Raw genomic sequence first — 16,863 nt, 5'->3', positions numbered from 1 at the left:
CATAGGCAATATGGCATGGGTTCTGCTTCCGCCCATGCCCGAGCCTGAAACAGCCGTCAACGTTACCTTCCGGCACAAGCCGGGGGGGTCGGGCTTACGAGGTGTGTCACCATGCTTATCACCGGCATCAAAAGCCGCCCGCTCTACGACCAGCTGCGGCCCATGGCAGGCGGCCTGCGCCACCTGATCGCGGGCCAGGGCAGCGGCGGCGCGGCCATGCTGCGCCTGATCGCGGACATGTCCCCCGCGCAGCGCGCGCACAGCACCCTGCTCTACTCCACCGAGTCATTCTCCGGGCATGACCACCTGCAGGCGCTGCAAGCCGCAGAAGCGGCCGGGCTGGACGTGTTCCCCAGCAACCAGGCGCTGATCGCCGCCCTGCGCGAACGCCTGGGTCAGGCCCACATGGGCACGCGCCTGTACCTCAGCGGCTCGGAAAGCTTCATCGGTACCGCCATGCAGGCCGCCAATGCGGTCGACCTGAACCGTGACGAAGTCTTGCGCGAACACAGCGGCACCCTGGTCCGCCGCGTGTGGTGCGCGCACTGCGACACCTACACCGAGAACGTCACCCAGCGTGTGTTCAGCTGCCCCGGTTGCCAGCTCGACCTGGTGGTGCGCGACCACTATTCCCGCCGCCTGGCCGCCTTCCAGGGCATCAAGGCCGATGGCGAAGTCCCGGGCGAACTGCCAGCAGCCGAGGAGCTCGACACATGAACACCCACAACGGCACCCTCAGCGTGCGCGTCGCCCGCATCGAAGCGCTCACCCCGGAAATCACCCGTTTCACCCTGGTCGACCCGGCCGGCAAGCACCTGCCGGCGTTTTCCGGCGGCAGCCACGTGGTGGTGGTGCTCGAAGACGGCGACAAGACCCACCGCAACGCTTACTCGCTGATGAGTTCGCCCTACGACTCCAGCGCCTACCAGATTGCCGTGCGCCGGGTCAGCGACGGACGTGGCGGCTCGCGCTACCTGCATGACCGGGTCGCTGAGGGCGATCTGCTGCAGATCCTGCAGCCGGCCAACCTGTTCCCGCTGGCCAAGCATGCCCGCCAGCACGTGTTCATTGCCGGCGGCGTGGGCATCACCCCGGTCTACTCGCAACTGGAAGAACTGCAACTCAAGCAGGCCGCCTTCGAGCTGCACCTGGCCGTGCGCGGCCCCGAGCACACCGCCCTGGGCCTGGAGCTGCAGGCACGCTACGGCGAGCGCGTGCAGCTGTACGTGCAAGGCGTCGATGCGCGCATGGACATCCGCCACATCCTCGAAGGCCGCCCGCTGGGCAGCCACGTGTATGTCTGCGGCCCGGACAGCATGATCGACGACACCCTCGACAGCGCCCACGCCTTGGGCTGGACCGACAGCCACATTCACTACGAGCGCTTCGTCGAGCAAGGCTCCAGCGGCCAGCCGTTCAGCGTCACCCTGGCACGCCAGGGCGTGACCATCGAAGTACCGGCCGAACAGTCGCTGCTCGAGGCTGCCGAACAGGCCGGCTACAAGGTGCCCTACCTGTGCCGCGGCGGCGCCTGCGGCTACTGCGAGACCGAAGTACTGGACCTCGATGGCGAGCTCGACCATCGCGATGACTGGCTCAGCGAGGAAGACAAACTGAGCAAGCGCAAATTCATGCCCTGCGTATCCCGCGCCAACTGCAGCCGCCTGGTCGTAGACCTCTGAGACAGGAAAACAACAACATGACCGTATTCAAGCCGATCGAATCCTACGCCGACGCAGGCCAGGGCCACACCTACAGCAACAGCCGCGAAGCCGTGCTGCGCCTGCCCTTCCCTTACCCGGAAGACCAGTACATGTACTCGATGAACGTCGAGCCGCACGTACCTTTCGGCACCGGCGCGCTGCGCGGGCAGTTCGACATCGACGAGCACTACATCTCCGAGTGCCACCACCGTGCGCACACCCTCGACAGCCAGCCGGGCGTGCACTACGCCGCCCTGCCGCACATGATGGAGGCCCAGTGGGACCTGCTGGAGCTGCTGATGGAGTCGTACTCGCGCGACTACCCCGAGCACTTCACCCTGGAGAAGAAAGGCAGCCAGTGGCACTGGATCAACCGCCCGTTGCAGATCGACCAGACCTTCACCTTCGGCGACACCAGCACCCTGCCGATGGAGCCGATGGAATACATCACTCGCCAGGCCCAGGGCGAGTTCATTCTCCTCGAAGAGCGTGACGACACCCTGGTGATGGGCGCCGGCATGGCCACTCAGCGCGCCGACTATTCGTTGCGCTTCAACCTCGGCATGAGTTTCATGGAGTTTCACGGCCCGGTACCCAAGCTGCATGAAATGGGCATCCTGCAACGGGCACTGAAGTTCCTCCTGCGCTTGCGCCCGGGTCACCCGGTGCGCCGCACCAACTGGTCGATCACCGTTGACCCGCGCCTGGAAACCTCCGCTGAAACCTTGCCCGACTGGGCCCCGGAGCGTACCACCATTACCGCCGAAAACGCCGGTGAACGGGTCAACCTGCGCATCGAGCTGCAACCCCTGCACCGCTTGCCGCGCAGCAACGCCGTGCTGTTCCCGGTACGCACCTACCTGGTCAGCCTGCAGGAACTGGCCGAATTCGCGCCGCAGTGGGCCAAGCGCATGCACCGGGTGATCCGCGACCTGGACCAGCAACTGGTCGACTACAAGGGTTTCACCCGCTACCGCGATGCCATGGTCAGCTGGCTGTCGCAGTATGACGACGGCACCCCGGTCGACGAAAGCCAGCAGTAACCCATACCCTGCGCGCGCCGACCACCGGCGCGCGTCTACCCAACGTTGTGCCTGCCATTCAGGGGTTACCCCAATGAAAACAATAAAACACTGCTTGCCCGAGAGCTGGAGCCTGGTATTCTCCGCCGCCGCGTCTGCCTACGGCGTCGGCCTGCTCGGGCTGTGGGCCTTGCCGTTCCTGATCAGCGCCATCATTCACGATTTGCAACTCAACGAAGCCCAGGCCGGGCTGTTGATGTCGGCCGAATTCGGCTTCACCATGCTCGCCTCGCTGCTGGTCGCACCGTTCATGGGCCGCGCACCGCGGCGCACCCTGGCGCTGGCCGGCACCCTGCTGGCGATTGCTGCCAACCTGCTCAGTGCCAATGTCGACAGCCTCTACGCACTTGCGGCAGTACGCTGCGTGGCGGGTATTGGCGCCGGCCTGGCACTGGCCTGCGGCAACGCCGCCGTGTCCAGCGCCAAGCACCCGGACCGGGTCGCCGGGCACATGAACGTGCTGTCGGTAGTGCTGATGATCGTGGTGATGCTGGGCTATGCCAAGGTCATGGCCAGCCACGGCCTGCACGGCTTGTATTACGCGATGGCGGCGACCATGGCAGTAATGCTGCTGGCCATCCCGGCGATGGTGCAGCGCGCAGCGGTTGCCGAACCGTCACCTCAGGCAGCAACCGGCAAGCCAGGGGCAGGCAATATCCTGCTGAGCCTGCCGGCGATCTGCATGATGCTGGCGATGTTCGTGTTCCAGGCCCGCGACACCATGGGTTGGGCGTTTGTCGAGCGGATCGGCACCATGGTCGGCTACAGCGGCGATGAACTGGGCGTGCTGCTGTCATTCCAGTCGTTCGTCGGCCTGATCGGGCCGCTGATCGCAGCCATGGTCGGCAAGCGCTTCGGCATGAGCACACCGGTGATCCTGGCGATCCTGCTGACGGGCGCAACCAGCCTCAGCTATGTACTGGGCGAGCACTCCAAGACCCTGTACACCGCAGGGGTGATGACCATCTGCATCACCTATTTCTACGCCCTCAGCTACCTCACTGGCCTGGCTGCAGCGCTGGACCGCGAGGGCCGTGTGGTGGCTGCCGCCGGCAGCTTCCTGAGCCTCGGGCTGGCGGTGGGCCCGGCGATCTCCGGCGGGTTGATTTCGCTGGGTGGTTTCAGCCTGGCGGCCTGGGGCATCGGCGTGACGGTGGTACTGACCTTGCTGTTGGTGGCAGTGCCGCTGGCCAGTATTCGCCGCGAGCAGCTATCGTTGCCGGTTGCCGCCACAGCCTGATTCGGTCGCTATTCGCAAGCCAGGTCACGACTCACCTGCGGACCGGCAGGTCACTCGGCGGCGGCTGGCAGGGATAAGACAATTTTCACATTCGCTTCACTATTGGGCCACAAAGCCGAGGATAAGGTGCTGCCAGCCTTGTCCTCGGAGTGGCAGCATGCTGGAAAATGTAATTGCGACGCACCCGCGCCTTCTGCGCCTGAAACGCCGGAAACTGCCTGTTGCCTGGCTGCTGGCCTTGTTGCTGGCCTTCACGGCGTTCGGCCTCTGGCACGTGTTGCGTGCGCATGTCACCAACCTGGGCAGCTCGCAGTTGATGAGCGAACAGGGCGTCTACAGCGCCTGGAACAGCGGCCAGGTGATTGTCCTGATCCGCCATGCCGAACGCTGCGACCGCTCCAACCATGCCTGCCTTGGCGACCCTGCCGGCATCACCGTGGACGGCAGCCAGGCCGCAGCCGCCGTCGGCGACGGCATCCGCCGCCTGGGCCTGGCCAATGCCGATATCCTCAGCAGCCCGGAAGTCCGCACCCAGCAGACGGCGTCGTTCGTCTTCGGCAAGGCCACCGAAACCCAGGACTGGCTGGCGCGCTGTGACAGCACCTTTGCCAACGCAGCCCTGGCGCACAAGCGCGAGGGCCACAACCTGGTGCTGGTCACCCACAGCGGCTGCATCGACCACCTCGAACGGCAGCTGCGCGTAGCGGGTGGCGAACGCGTTGCCGGCTATGCCAGTGCGCTGTTCATCAGCAAAGACAGCAACGGCAAGGCACACTTGCTCGGGCAACTCAACGCCAACCAATGGCAGACACTCAACAGCAAGACAGGGAAGTAAGCATGCCCGTTTCTTCACGCACCTCGTTCTACGTCAACAACCTGCTAATGCCGCTGTTGCTGGCAGCGATCACGTTCCTGCTGTTCGACCTCACCACGCTGGACCGCTGGATCAGCAACCTGCTGCTCGACCCGGTCAGCGGGCAGTTCCCGCTGCTGCATGACCAGCTGTTCGAAAAAGTGACCCACAAATGGCCGCGCATCCTGCCGAACTGGACCGGCGAGGCGGCGATCATCGGCTCGTTGCTGTCGTTCATCTGGCCCCGCCTGGCCAACCACCCCGATGCGCTGATCACCCGCGGCCTGAACGCCGCCAGAATCAGCCCGGTGCTGCGCTTTACCAGCCGTCATCGCCGCGACTTCCTGTTCGTGGTGGTGGCATTTGCCCTGAGCACCACGGTCATCCATTACCTTAAAAGCCACACCAGCGTGTATTGCCCGGTGGAAACCACCCTCTACGGCGGCCCCGAGGCGCACGTGGAGTGGTACGAGAACTTCCGCTGGTTCAGCAAGGCAGGTGAGGGTCGTTGCTGGCCGGGCGGCCACGCTTCCAGCGGTTTCACCCTGCTGGCGCTGTACTTCGTGGCGCTGCGTTACCGCTGGCAGCATGCGCGCAAGCTGCTGGTGGCCATTCTGCTGATCGGCTTCGTCTATGGCACCACCCGCGTGCTGCAAGGCTGGCACTACATGTCGCATACCTTCTGGGCCGGGATTTTCGTGTGGTTGACCACCTGGGCCACCGCGCTGGGCTTCTACGGGCGCGAGGCGCTTCAGGCGCCTGCCCGGGCACGCTCGGACAAGACGTCGGCGAACGCCTATGCTTGAGCAGTCCCACTGCTCAGGAACTGCGACATGACCACCCCCGAAGACGCCCTGCTGCACAGCTGGCGGCACAACGCCCGGGCCTGGATAGACGTGGTACGAGGCGGCGCCATCGAGAGCCGCCAGCAGGTCACCGACCAGGCGATCCTGCTGGCGGTCCTCGGGCGACAGCCCGAGCGGGTGCTGGACCTGGGCTGCGGCGAGGGCTGGTTGCTGCGGGCGCTGGCCGATCGCGGCATCGAGGTGACTGGCGTGGATGGCGACGCCGCGCTGGTCGAGGCTTCGCGGGCCGCAGGCTCGGCACACGTGTACCAGGCCAGCTATGCGCAGCTGGCCGAAGGTGAAGTGGATATCGGCAGTGGCTATGAGCTGATCTGCGCCAACTTCGCCCTGCTGCACCAAGACATCATCCCATTACTGACGGCCATGAAAGCACTGCTGACGCCCGCTGGCGTGCTGGTGATCCAGACCCTGCACCCGTGGAGCGTGGCAGGCGGCGACTATCAGGACGGCTGGCGCGAGGAGTCGTTTGCGGGCTTTGCCGGAGAATGGCGGCCAATGCCGTGGTACTTCCGGACCTTGGCCAGCTGGCTGAATGCCTTGGACATGGCGGGGTTCAGGTTGCTGAGCCTGCAGGAGCCGCAGCACCCGCAGAGCCCGGTGCCGCAGTCGTTGCTGATGGTTGCCGGTTAATCTGTTCTGGCCCTTTCGCGGGTTTACCCGCGAAGAGGCCGGATCAGGCGACATCAATCTTGAAAACCTTTGCAACAACCCGCTAGCCTGCGCCCTCCTTTCTGGATGGACCCTGCCCCATGCAACCGCGCGATATCGCCGCCTACCTGTTCCTGGCCATCGCCTGGGGCTTTTCATTCCTGGTGGTGCTCAAGGTGGTGCACGCCTTTGGCTGGGTCGGCGCGGTGAGCCTGCGCGCCTTCATCGCCGGCGGCACCCTGGCCATCCTCGCCGCCCTGCTGGGCCGGACCTTGCGCCTGCGCCCGCTGCTCAAGCCGTTGCTGGTGGTCGGCGCCACTACCGTCGCCGGGCAGCTGATCGGCCTGTCCTATGCCACCCCGCGCATCGGCACGGCCATGGCCGCGATCTTCGTCGCCACCATTCCGCTGTTCTCGATGGTCATCGGCCGGGTCTGGGGCCTTGAGAAGATCAGCCCGCAAGGCCTGGTCGGCTTGTTGCTGGGCCTGCTGGGCATGGTCATGCTGGTGGGTTTCCCGGCGCAGGCGGTGACCGAGGACTTCATCCACGGCTGCCTCGCTTCGCTGTTCGGCTGCGTGTGCGCGGCCTTCGGCAGCAACTACGCCAGCCTGCACCTGCGCGGCCAGGACCCGTGGACCGTGACAGGCGGCGCGTTCCTGGCCGGCGGTCTGCTGACCTTGCCACTGCTGCTGGTAGTGCCGGTGCCGACCCTGCCGCAGGCCAGCGACTGGCTGTACCTGGCGCTCAGCGGCAGTGTGATGAGCGCCACCACCTACGTGCTGTACTTCGGCCTGGTGGCACGTATCGGTGCGACGCGCGCCATCAGCGTCGAGTTCGTCGTCACCCTGGTGGCCGTGCTGGTCGGCGCGCTGTTCCTCGGCGAAGCCCTGAGCCTGCTGCAGGCCGCAGGCGGCCTGGTGATCCTGCTCGGCTGCCTGCTGGTGCTGGGCCTGCTGCCAGGGCGCAAGCGCCGCCTGCCCAGTTAACGCTGGGCAGAGGCCTCGTCGGCAGGCGGGGTCAATTGCAGCACGCGATTGCGCCCGCCTTCAGCGAGCAGGTAGCCACCCTTGCCATCGGCGATGATCGACTGCGGCGCCTTGAGGAAGGTCAGCACCACGTGCTGGCTACCTTCGGCGTCCACCCGCAGCAGGCGCGCGCGGTGGGTATTGTCTTCACTGATCCACAGGCCGCGCTGGTCGCACATCAGGAAGGTGGGATGGCGCAGGCCCTCGACCACCACCGGGTCTTTACCGTCGTCGGACAACGCACGAACGATGCCGGTGCCTTTCTCGGTGTACAGCAGGCGGCCGTCGGCGCAGCGGGTCAGGCCTTCGGTTTCAGTCAGCCCCGAACGCAGCACCTCGAGCTGACCGCTGGCCCAGTCATAACGCATCAGGCGCCCGTTGCCCTTGCGGTCTTCGATGGCGTACAGGTGATCGCCATCGTTCCACAGCCCCTGCACACTGTTGCCATCGAACAGGTGGGTGACCTGGCCATCGCGGGCCAGGCTGACCGGTGCCTGGCCGCCTTCCTGGCTGAACACCCAGCCACCTTGTGCCGCGACCATGCCATCGGGCTTGGACAGGTTGTCGATCAGCACCACGCGGTCGCCGCCGGCGGTGATCTTGAGAATGCTGCCTTGGCCGTCATCCAGCTCGCGGCTGACCAGCAGGCTGCCGTCGGCCTGGGGCAGCAAAGAAGCGGCCTTGGCCACGTCGCGGTGCAGCACCTCGACACGCCAGCCACTGGCGGCCTGCACCGGGTAGAACGATTGCCAGGCGAAAAAACCCAAGGTGGCGGCCACCAGTCCGGTGGTGGCCGCCAGGGCGATACGGGTGCTGCGCCGACGCAAGATGGGCATGAACGGGGCTCCTTGAAATTGGCCCGAATCCTAGCAAGAGGACGTGGAAATGTCGTCATCAGACCACTCAAACACAAAATGATATAAAAAGAACAAAACATTCTAACCAAATGGAATTAAAAAATTGAAAGCCAAACGCCACCTCCTTAGGCTGGGTACACCGTTTCCCAGCCTGTTCAAGGAGCGACACCCATGCCCTTCTCCCCCCTGCGCCGCCTGCTCGTCGGCGGCCTCCTGGCGACTGTCGCCAGCAGCCTGCTGCCCTGGTCCAGCGCCTTCGCCGAAGACACCAAGACCCTGCGTATCGGTTATCAGAAGTTCAACAGCATCAACATCCTCAAAGGCAGCGGCGCGCTGGAAAAGGCCCTGGCGCCCCAAGGCGTGCACGTCAGCTGGCATGAGTTCGCCGCCGGCCCGCAACTGCTCGAAGCGCTGAGCACCGGCGCCATCGACCTGGGCCACGCTGCCGACGCGCCATCGGTATTCGCCCAGGCCGCCGGCAAGCCGGTGGTCTACCTGGCTGCCGAACAACCCTACCCACGCGGCATCGGCCTGGTGGTGCGCGAACAGGATCACCTCACTGCGGTGCAGGACCTCAAAGGCAAGCGCGTGGCCACCGGCCGCGGCTGGAACGCCCAGTACCTGCTGGCGGTGGCCCTGGAGCAGGCCGGCCTGAGCTATCAGGACATCACCCCGGCCTATGTCAACAACGCCGCCGATGCCGTCGCCGCCCTGCAATCGGGCAGCGTGCAGGCCGTGACCTTGTGGGACCCGTTCCTCGCTGCGGCCGAAAGCCAGCCTGGCCTGAAGAACTTGCGCGATGGCAGCGGCCTGACCAACAACCGCACCTTTTACCTGTCCACCGCCGCCTTCGCCGATCAGCACCGCGACCTGTTGAAGACCTTCTTCAGCGAGCTGGGCAAGGTCAGCCAGTGGGCCAACGCCAAGCCTGCCGAAGTCGCGGCGCTGCTGGCTCCGCAACTGGGCATCAGCGCCAATGTGCTGGAGGTGGCCAGCGAGCGACGCAACTATAACGCCGTGGCCATCACCCCGCAGATCGTCGCCGAGCAGCAGAAACTGGCCGATACCTTCCAGGGCCTGGGCCTGATCCCGCACAAGTTGCAGGTGGCCGATGCCATCTACCCGGCTTCTGTATTGCCGTGACCCGGGAGTGAAGGCAATGCCCCGCCATATCCGTTTCAACGCTTTCAGCATGAACGCCGCCAGCCACCAGTCCCCAGGGCTGTGGCGCCACCCGCGCAACACCAGCGTGGCGTTCAACCGCCTGGACTACTGGACCGACCTCGCGCGCCTGCTGGAGCGCGGGCTGTTCGATGCGCTGTTCATCGCCGACGTGCTGGGTATCTACGACGTCTACCAGGGTGGCCCGCAAGCCGCCCTGCGGGGTGGCGTGCAGGTACCGGTCAACGACCCGCTGCTGCTGGTGCCGGCCATGGCCGGGGTGACCGAGCACCTGGGGTTCGGCGTCACCTTTTCGCTGACCTATGAACACCCCTATCCATTCGCCCGGCGCATGTCCACGCTCGACCACCTGAGCAACGGCCGGGTCGGCTGGAACATCGTCACCGGCTACCTCGACAGCGCCGCGCGCAACCTGGGCCTGGCGCGTCAGCTCGGCCATGACCAGCGCTATGACCTGGCCGAGGAATACCTGGAGGTGCTGTACAAACTCTGGGAAAAAAGCTGGGAAGACGATGCGGTGCAGCTGGAGCGCGAAACCGGCCGCTACATCGAACCGTCGAAAGTGCACGCCATCCACCATACCGGCGAGCACTTCCAGGTGCCCGGCATGCACCTGTGCCAGCCTTCGCCCCAGCGCACCCCGGTGCTGTTCCAGGCTGGCGCCTCGGCGCGCGGCCAGCAATTCGCCGCCCGGCATGCCGAGTGCGTGTTCATCAGTGGCCCGACACCCACCGTGCTGCGCCGCTATGCCGACGGCATCCGCCAGGCCAGCGAGGTGGCCGGGCGAGGCCGTGACGAGGTGCTGATCTATGCCCAGGCGCTGCTGATCGTTGCGCCGACCCCACACGAGGCCCACGCACGCTTTGCCGAATACCGCCGCTACGTCGACCTGGACGCCGCCCTTGCCCTGCTTTCGGGCTGGACCGGCATCGACTTCGCCGGCCTCGACCCGGATGCCCCTATCGAATACGTCGAGAACGATGCCGGTCGTGCCGCCCTGGCAGCGTTCACTGCCGCCGACCCGAACCGCCGCTGGACCGTGCGTGAAGCCGCCGAATTCGTCGGTCTGGGCGGGCGTGGCCCGGTATTGGTGGGTTCACCCGTCGAGATTGCCGACCAGCTGGAGCACTGGCTCGACCAGACCGGTATCGACGGTTTCAACCTCACCTACGCCGTGCAACCGGACGACCTGGCCAACGTCGTCGAACTGCTGGTGCCGGAGCTGCAACGCCGTGGCCGCTACCCGCTGAACTACAGCGACGGCACCTTGCGCCACAAGCTGTTCGGCCAGGGCGACCGGCTGCCTGAAGCCCACGCGGGGCGCCAGGTTCACATTCAGTAACTGAATGTCGAGTATTTCAACATTTAATTTGTGGATGATGCGGACTGCCCCCTATGCTGTCCGCACATCCCCTGCACGCACCGGCCGGTGTGGTCCAAGGCACGGGGAGAGAACAACAAGTCGAGACCGCTCATGTCGAACCACTCCTACTTCGCCCCCCACGGTGGGCACCCAGCTCAGACCGAGCTGCTGACTGACCGTGCCATGTTCACCGAAGCCTATGCCGTCATCCCCAAAGGCGTGATGCGTGACATCGTCACCAGCCACCTGCCGTTCTGGGACAAGATGCGCATGTGGGTCATCGCCCGCCCGCTCACCGGTTTCGCCGAAACCTTCTCGCAGTACATCGTCGAAGTGGCCCCGGAAGGCGGCAGCGAGCGCCCTGAGCTGGACCCGAACGCCGAAGCCGTGGTGTTCATCGTCGAAGGCGAGCTGGACATCACCGTCGAAGGCAAGCACCACACCCTGACCCCAGGCGGCTATGCCTTCCTGGCCCCGGGCGCCGAGTGGAGCCTGCGCAACAACAGCAAGGCCAACGTCACCTTCCACTGGCTGCGCAAGCACTACCAGAAAGTCGAAGGCCTGGCCGTGCCTGAGTCGTTCGTCACCCACCGCGACAACGCCACCGTCATCGAGATGCCGGGCACCGAAGGCCGCTGGGTCACCACCCGCTTTGTCGACATGGCCGACATGCGCCACGACATGCACGTCAACATCGTCACCTTCCAGCCGGGCGGCGTGATTCCGTTCGCTGAAACCCACGTCATGGAACACGGCCTGTATGTGCTGGAAGGCAAGGCGGTGTACCGCCTGAACCAGGACTGGGTCGAAGTGGAAGCTGGCGACTTCATGTGGCTGCGCGCCTTCTGCCCGCAAGCCTGCTACGCCGGCGGCCCAGGCAAGTTCAGCTACCTGCTGTACAAGGACGTGAACCGTCACGTGCACCTGACCCTCAACCCACAGCGTTGAGTTCAGGCTGATGCCCGAAAGCCCGCCACCTGGCGGGCTTTCTGTTTGCCGCTCATACTGACAAGCCCTGCCCTCGCGCGGTACTCGCCATGAACCGCTGCCTGCTGCTTGCCGTACTGCTTGTCACCAGCGCCGGCCTGGCGGCTGATGACTGGAAGATCGCCTACGACCGCGAAGGTATCCGCGTGTACCTGGCCGCGGCACCTGATTCGCCCTACCAGCAGTTTCGCGGTGTCAGCACCATGAAAGCCAGCGTGCGCACCCTCACCGACCTTCAGGAAAACCTGCGGGTAGCGTGCAAATGGCTGTACGCCTGCGACCAGATGCGCCTGCTGGATGTAGAGGGCGACACGACCTGGGTCTACCTGACCACCAACCTGCCGTGGCCGACCCTGCCGCGCGACATCATTGTCAAGGTCAGCACCGAACGCCGGGATGACGGTACCCTGGTGCGGCACCTGAGCGCCGAACCGAACCGCCTGCCAGAAGAACCGGGGTTGATCCGCGTACAGCACCTGGCCGGCGAGTGGATCATGAAGCCGCTCGGTGAGCGGGAAACCGAGGTGACCTACCAGTTGCAGGCAGACCCCGCCGGGGACGTGCCGGGCTGGCTGGCCAATCGTTTCGTCGTCGATGCCCCGGTGGTGACGCTGCGGACATTGCGTGCGGTAGCCGAGCGCCAGCCCTGAGCAGCCCTATCGCCCTGCCGCTTTTTCTGCCACTGTCTGCGCGCGGCGCGGACCAGCGCGTCGCGCCTTGCCAGGACGTCGAATGAAAACACAAGAAAACAGCAATACGCACAAAGGCTACCGACGCATCATTCCCTCGATGACCGCGCTCCTCGAATTCGAAGCAGTCGCCCGGCACAGCAGTGTCACCCTGGCGGCCCGTGAGCTGGGCGTGACCCAAGCGGCGGTGAGCAAGCAGATCCGGCAGCTCGAGGATAACCTTGGGGTACAGCTGTTCCAGCGCCTGCACCGCGGCATCCGCCTGACCAGCGAAGGCCAGGCGATGTTCGTGGTGATGTCCGAGTCATTGCAGAAAATCGCGGCAATGTTCGACCGCCTCAGTGAAGGCAGCGGCGAACAGGAACTGGTGCTGAGCACCACCGCAACCTTTTCCCAACTGCGGGTGATGCCGCGCCTTAGCAACCTTCGCGCGGCCATGCCTCACGTGCGCCTGCGCCTGGCGACACAGATGTTCACCGGCGACCTGCGCAATCATGACATCGACCTGCTGGTGCGCTACGGCAATGGCCGCTGGGAGGATGGCACTGCCTTGCAGTTGTTCGAGGAAGAGGTCTTTCCCGTATGTTCGCCGGCCTGGCTGGCACGCCATGCCAGGCCGGACTCGCTCGAAGCCCTGTACACCGCCGACCTGCTCGACGCCGATGCCACCACCGAGGGCTGGATGACCTGGCCGACCTGGTTCCGAGCCCTCGGCGGCAACCCGCCGAAGCTCGATTACGGGCTGCGCTGCCACCTGTATACCGACACCATCCAGGCCGCCTTGCACGGCCATGGCGTGGCGTTGGGCTGGGGGCGCATGCTCGATCACCTGCTGGCCTCGGGCGAGCTGGTGCGCCTGACCGACCTGGTGGTGAAACCGCGCGAAGCGTATTACCTGGTGGTACCCCATGGCCGCGACACCACGGCAACGGTGCTGGGGCTGGTGGAGTGGTTACGCAGCTGAGCGCCCAGGCTACGTTGTACATGTGGGAGCCGGGCTTGCCGGCTTCCACAGGGATCGCGCCAACTTCAAGAAATGGATTACTGAACGACCCCACAAGCCACGCGGACACCACCACCGCCCAGCTTCTCTGGGTGGTCACTGTGATTGTCGCCACCGGCATGCACCATCAGTGCATGGCCTTTGAAATCCGTGGCTTTCAGCCGTGGCGCCAGTACCGGGTAGGTGGCGTTGCCGTCGGCGCCGACATACAGCGCCGGCAGGTCGCCACGGTGGCCACTGTCGTCATAGGGGCCTTTGTGTGCGTTGGTGGAGTCAGGGTCCCAGTGCCCGCCCGCCGCGCCGGCTGGCACCGGCTTGCCGTTTTCTTCTGCCGCTGCGCACGAACCCTTCTGGTGCAGGTGGAAGCCATGTACGCCCGGTGGCAGGCCCTTGAGGTCAGGGGTGAGCACGGTGCCGTACTTGTTCTGTTCGATACTGATGGTTCCGATCGACTTACCCGGGCCGTCCGCCCCGGCCAGCTTCAGTTCAACCGTCTGCGCGGCCTGGGCGAGACCGGCCGAGGCCAGCAATGCGGTGAAGACTAGTGCTTTCATATCGTTTCTCCATGGCTTGGGACAGGCGGGCTTCATACCCACGTAATGCGTGGGACTGCGCAGCTTGCCAGGCATTCCATTCAGCCACAGACTGAAACACTTCCCTTGCCGCCCGGAGCCCGTTCGCGTGTCCCTCAAAGCCCTGCGCACCCTGGTGACCATCGCCCGCCACGGCACCTTCGCCCGTGCCGCCGACCTGCTCAGCCTCACCCCTTCGGCCGTGAGCCTGCACATCAAGACCCTCGAAGACGAACTCAAGGTACCGCTGTTCGACCGCAGCCGTCGCCAGGTAGTGCTGACCGAAGCCGGGCAGCTGGCAGTGGCGCGGGCCGAGCACATCCTCGGCGCCTATGACGAACTGGCCGATGCCCTGGCCAGCGGCCCGAGCCTGCGCGGCCGGTTGCGCCTGGGGGCGATCCACACGGTCCTGGCCCGGCGCCTGCCCAAGGCCCTGGTGTGGATCAAGGCGCATCACCCGGAACTGCACATCAGCGTCAACTCAGGAATGTCGGCCGAGCTTGCACGGCGCGTCGAGGATGGCGAGCTGGATGCTGCGATCACCACGGAGCCGGTCAGCCCCTACCCGCAGAACCTGATTTTCACGCCGCTGTTCGAGGACCGCTTCTGGGCCATCGCCAGCCCCGAACTGGCAGGCCAGGGCCTGCCCCAGCTGCTGGCCAGCCAACCGTTCCTGCGCTTCGACAAGCGTGCCTGGGCCGGGCGGCAGATCGAGCAGGAACTGCGCCGCCAGCATTTGCAGGTCAGCGAACAGATGGAGCTGGACAGCCAGGAAGCGCTGGCGCGCATGGCGGTGATGGGGCTTGGAGTGGCGATCATTCCCATGGCCGATGACGACCTGCAACGCTTGCCGCCGGCCACCTGTCTGCCCTTTGGCGAGCCACAACTGGTGCGGCGGGTGGTATTGCTGGAACACGAAAAGAGCCAGCGGCGGCACCTCACTGCCGTGCTGAAGACCGCCATGGACGCGTGACGGTACAGTTTTTCTCATCAGTCAGTGCAGAAATCAACGTTTTTCCCAATCAGTCAGCCACGCTAACCTGTGCCGGTACCCGACCACGGAACGCCCCTATGCTTCACCTGCTGCTGACTACACTCGTGCCCATCATCCTGCTGATTGCCCTGGGCACCTTCCTGCGCATCCGCGGCTTCCTCGCCGAGTCGTTCTGGCCGGGCGCCGAACGCCTGAGCTATTACGTGCTGCTGCCGTCGCTGTTCCTGCATGGCCTGGCCACGGCCAATCTCGATGGCGTACCGGTGCTGGGCATGGTTGCTGTACTGATGCTTTCTACCTTGCTGGGCGCCGTGCTGCTGGTGCTTTACCAGGGTGCGGTGAACCACGACGGCGCCGACTTCACCTCGGTGTTCCAGGGCGGCGTGCGCTTCAACAACTACATCGGCGCGACCCTCGCCGCCGGCATCTACGGCAGTGCCGGGATTGCCCTGGCCGCCGTGGCCAACGCCGCCATCGTGCCCCTGGTCAATCTGCTCTGCGTGCTGGTGTTCGCCCGCTTCAGCGCACGCCACAGTTCACCGGCGACCGTGTTGCGGGCCATTTTCGCCAACCCGCTGATCGTCGGCTGCGCCGGCGGCCTGCTGCTACGGGTCAGCGGCCTGGGCCTGCCGGCCGGCCTGGAACCCACAGTCAAGGCGCTGGGCCAGGCCGCCCTGCCGCTGGGCCTGCTGTGCGTGGGCGCCGCGCTCGGCGGCGCCAGTCTCGGCCAGCAAGTGCGGCCACTGCTGGCGGCATCGGCCTTCAAGTTCCTGGTCATGCCGCTGACCACCTGGGGCCTGTGCCGCCTGCTTGGCTTGAGCGGCCAGGCAGCGGTTGTGGCGGTGCTGTTTCAGGCGTTGCCGACCGCCTCGTCGTCATACGTGATGGCGCGGCAGATGGGCGGCAACGCGCCGCTGATGGCCACCATCATCGCCCTGCAGACCGTGCTGGCGGCGGTGACCTTGCCTTTGGTGCTGATGATTGCGCTGAAGTGAAGCCGCTTGGCTAGACTGTGTATCAGCCCACACTTCGGAAACTCGACCATGCGCCTCTCGTGGATGCTGATCGGCTTGACCACGGCCCTGCTCGCAGGCCCTTTGCATGCCGCCGACAGTGCCAAGGCCGCCGTGGCCGAGGACAAGGCGCAAAACCTGGAAAAAAAGGTGGTGGAAGATGCCCCTCCGCCGAAAAAAGCGGAAACCATCACCCCTGGCGAGGTGCAAGCGGTGGACCCGGCAGGCCAGGCGCCGATGGATGACAGCATCACCTGCCTGGCCCGCACCATCTACTGGGAAGCCAAGGGCGCCGACGCCCAGGACATGAGCGCGGTGGCCAGCGTGGTGATCAACCGCCTGGGCAAGGACGGCTTCCCGAACACCATCTGCGGGGTGGTCAAGCAAGGCGTGGAAAGCAAGGCCTGCCAGTTTTCCTGGTGGTGTGACGGCCGCCCCGACCAGGGCGAGGAAAAGGACCGTTACGACATCGCCAAGGAAATCGCCCGCAAGGCCTTGAACCAGCAGCTCAAGGACAGCACAAACGGCGCGCTGTATTTCCATGACCGCAATGTGCACCCGGACTGGGCCAAGGCCTATCGCAAGACGGCCGAAACCCGGCATTTCCTGTTCTACAAGCCGAACCAGGCGCTGGCGCGGTGACTCGCCATCGCACTTTTCTGGCGCTCGCTGGTCTACTCCCTCTTTTGCTGCCCGCAAGTCATTGCTGGCGTTTTCTTTGCTTTGCACGAGACTGGGCCAAAAGCCTCGCGCTTGTGTAGGATGAGCAGCGCCATACCAAGACGC

Annotated in this window: 18 protein-coding genes; 16 read left to right on the top strand and 2 right to left on the bottom strand. The window is 65.2% G+C overall.

From position 1 onward, the window contains the following. Positions 1–111 precede the first annotated feature (111 nt). From ACIPZ8_RS23115 to ACIPZ8_RS23080, 8 genes are all read left to right on the top strand, one after another. A complete protein-coding gene (locus ACIPZ8_RS23115) occupies positions 112–717 on the top strand; it encodes a dimethylamine monooxygenase subunit DmmA family protein (protein ID WP_400728024.1) in 606 nt (201 codons plus the stop codon). Beyond that, positions 714–1,682, top strand: a complete 969-nt coding sequence (locus tag ACIPZ8_RS23110) for a PDR/VanB family oxidoreductase (protein WP_400728021.1) — start codon at positions 714–716, stop codon at positions 1,680–1,682. Before ACIPZ8_RS23115 ends, ACIPZ8_RS23110 begins: the two co-directional genes overlap by 4 nt. Before the next feature lie 17 nt (positions 1,683–1,699). Next, the gene (locus ACIPZ8_RS23105; protein WP_400728018.1) at positions 1,700–2,746 is read left to right on the top strand and encodes a heme-dependent oxidative N-demethylase family protein; all 1,047 of its coding nucleotides are present in this window, start codon (positions 1,700–1,702) and stop codon (positions 2,744–2,746) included. Between the two features lie 73 nt (positions 2,747–2,819). Beyond that, a complete protein-coding gene (locus ACIPZ8_RS23100; protein ID WP_400728015.1) occupies positions 2,820–4,025 on the top strand; it encodes an MFS transporter in 1,206 nt (401 codons plus the stop codon). Positions 4,026–4,182: 157 nt separating this feature from the next. Beyond that, positions 4,183–4,860, top strand: a complete 678-nt coding sequence (locus ACIPZ8_RS23095) for a histidine phosphatase family protein (protein WP_400728012.1) — start codon at positions 4,183–4,185, stop codon at positions 4,858–4,860. A 2-nt stretch (positions 4,861–4,862) separates the two neighbouring features. After that, positions 4,863–5,684 (top strand): phosphatase PAP2 family protein, encoded by an 822-nt coding sequence (locus tag ACIPZ8_RS23090; protein ID WP_400728009.1) that lies wholly within the window; start codon positions 4,863–4,865, stop codon positions 5,682–5,684. Positions 5,685–5,711: 27 nt separating this feature from the next. After that, entirely contained in the window at positions 5,712–6,374 is a 663-nt protein-coding gene (locus ACIPZ8_RS23085) for a class I SAM-dependent methyltransferase (RefSeq protein WP_400728006.1), read from the top strand. A 119-nt stretch (positions 6,375–6,493) separates the two neighbouring features. Beyond that, positions 6,494–7,378, top strand: a complete 885-nt coding sequence (locus tag ACIPZ8_RS23080; protein WP_400728003.1) for a DMT family transporter — start codon at positions 6,494–6,496, stop codon at positions 7,376–7,378. Here ACIPZ8_RS23080 and ACIPZ8_RS23075 read toward each other — a convergent pair. Then, the gene (locus ACIPZ8_RS23075; protein ID WP_400728000.1) at positions 7,375–8,253 is read right to left on the bottom strand and encodes a hypothetical protein; all 879 of its coding nucleotides are present in this window, start codon (positions 8,251–8,253) and stop codon (positions 7,375–7,377) included. The two genes, ACIPZ8_RS23080 and ACIPZ8_RS23075, sit on opposite strands and share 4 nt — an antisense overlap. A gap of 192 nt (positions 8,254–8,445) precedes the next feature. On the opposite strand from ACIPZ8_RS23075, the gene ACIPZ8_RS23070 reads away from it, so the two are divergent. From ACIPZ8_RS23070 to ACIPZ8_RS23050, 5 genes are all read left to right on the top strand, one after another. After that, positions 8,446–9,417, top strand: coding sequence for an aliphatic sulfonate ABC transporter substrate-binding protein (locus ACIPZ8_RS23070; protein ID WP_400727998.1), 972 nt, complete (start codon positions 8,446–8,448; stop codon positions 9,415–9,417). 16 nt (positions 9,418–9,433) lie between these two features. Continuing rightward, the gene (locus ACIPZ8_RS23065; protein WP_400727995.1) at positions 9,434–10,798 is read left to right on the top strand and encodes an LLM class flavin-dependent oxidoreductase; all 1,365 of its coding nucleotides are present in this window, start codon (positions 9,434–9,436) and stop codon (positions 10,796–10,798) included. A gap of 132 nt (positions 10,799–10,930) precedes the next feature. Then, entirely contained in the window at positions 10,931–11,767 is an 837-nt protein-coding gene (locus ACIPZ8_RS23060; protein WP_027918838.1) for a bifunctional allantoicase/(S)-ureidoglycine aminohydrolase, read from the top strand. An 89-nt stretch (positions 11,768–11,856) separates the two neighbouring features. Further along, entirely contained in the window at positions 11,857–12,456 is a 600-nt protein-coding gene (locus ACIPZ8_RS23055) for an START domain-containing protein (protein ID WP_400727992.1), read from the top strand. An 82-nt stretch (positions 12,457–12,538) separates the two neighbouring features. Next, positions 12,539–13,459: a LysR substrate-binding domain-containing protein gene (locus tag ACIPZ8_RS23050; RefSeq protein ID WP_400727990.1), complete on the top strand. Its 921-nt coding sequence runs from the start codon at positions 12,539–12,541 to the stop codon at positions 13,457–13,459. A 77-nt stretch (positions 13,460–13,536) separates the two neighbouring features. Here ACIPZ8_RS23050 and sodC read toward each other — a convergent pair whose 3' ends face one another. Next, positions 13,537–14,052: a superoxide dismutase [Cu-Zn] SodC gene (gene sodC / locus ACIPZ8_RS23045; protein WP_400727987.1), complete on the bottom strand. Its 516-nt coding sequence runs from the start codon at positions 14,050–14,052 to the stop codon at positions 13,537–13,539. 127 nt (positions 14,053–14,179) lie between these two features. Between sodC and ACIPZ8_RS23040 the strand changes: the two genes are divergently transcribed. The 3 genes from ACIPZ8_RS23040 (at position 14,180) to ACIPZ8_RS23030 (ending at position 16,719) form a co-directional block, all read left to right on the top strand. Next, complete coding sequence (locus tag ACIPZ8_RS23040; protein ID WP_400727985.1) at positions 14,180–15,043, top strand: LysR family transcriptional regulator; 864 nt, start codon at positions 14,180–14,182, stop codon at positions 15,041–15,043. A 98-nt stretch (positions 15,044–15,141) separates the two neighbouring features. Then, a complete protein-coding gene (locus ACIPZ8_RS23035) occupies positions 15,142–16,059 on the top strand; it encodes an AEC family transporter (protein ID WP_400727983.1) in 918 nt (305 codons plus the stop codon). Between the two features lie 48 nt (positions 16,060–16,107). Continuing rightward, on the top strand, positions 16,108–16,719 hold the full coding sequence (locus ACIPZ8_RS23030) for a cell wall hydrolase (protein ID WP_400727980.1): 612 nt from the start codon (positions 16,108–16,110) through the stop codon (positions 16,717–16,719). Positions 16,720–16,863 lie beyond the last annotated feature (144 nt).

This window comes from Pseudomonas sp. NPDC089422 (genome assembly GCF_044749405.1).
In the GTDB taxonomy this organism is placed as follows: Bacteria; Pseudomonadota; Gammaproteobacteria; order Pseudomonadales; family Pseudomonadaceae; genus Aquipseudomonas.
The sequence above is the reverse complement of the archived record's forward strand: the minus strand, read 5'-3'. Positions and strand labels throughout refer to the sequence as shown.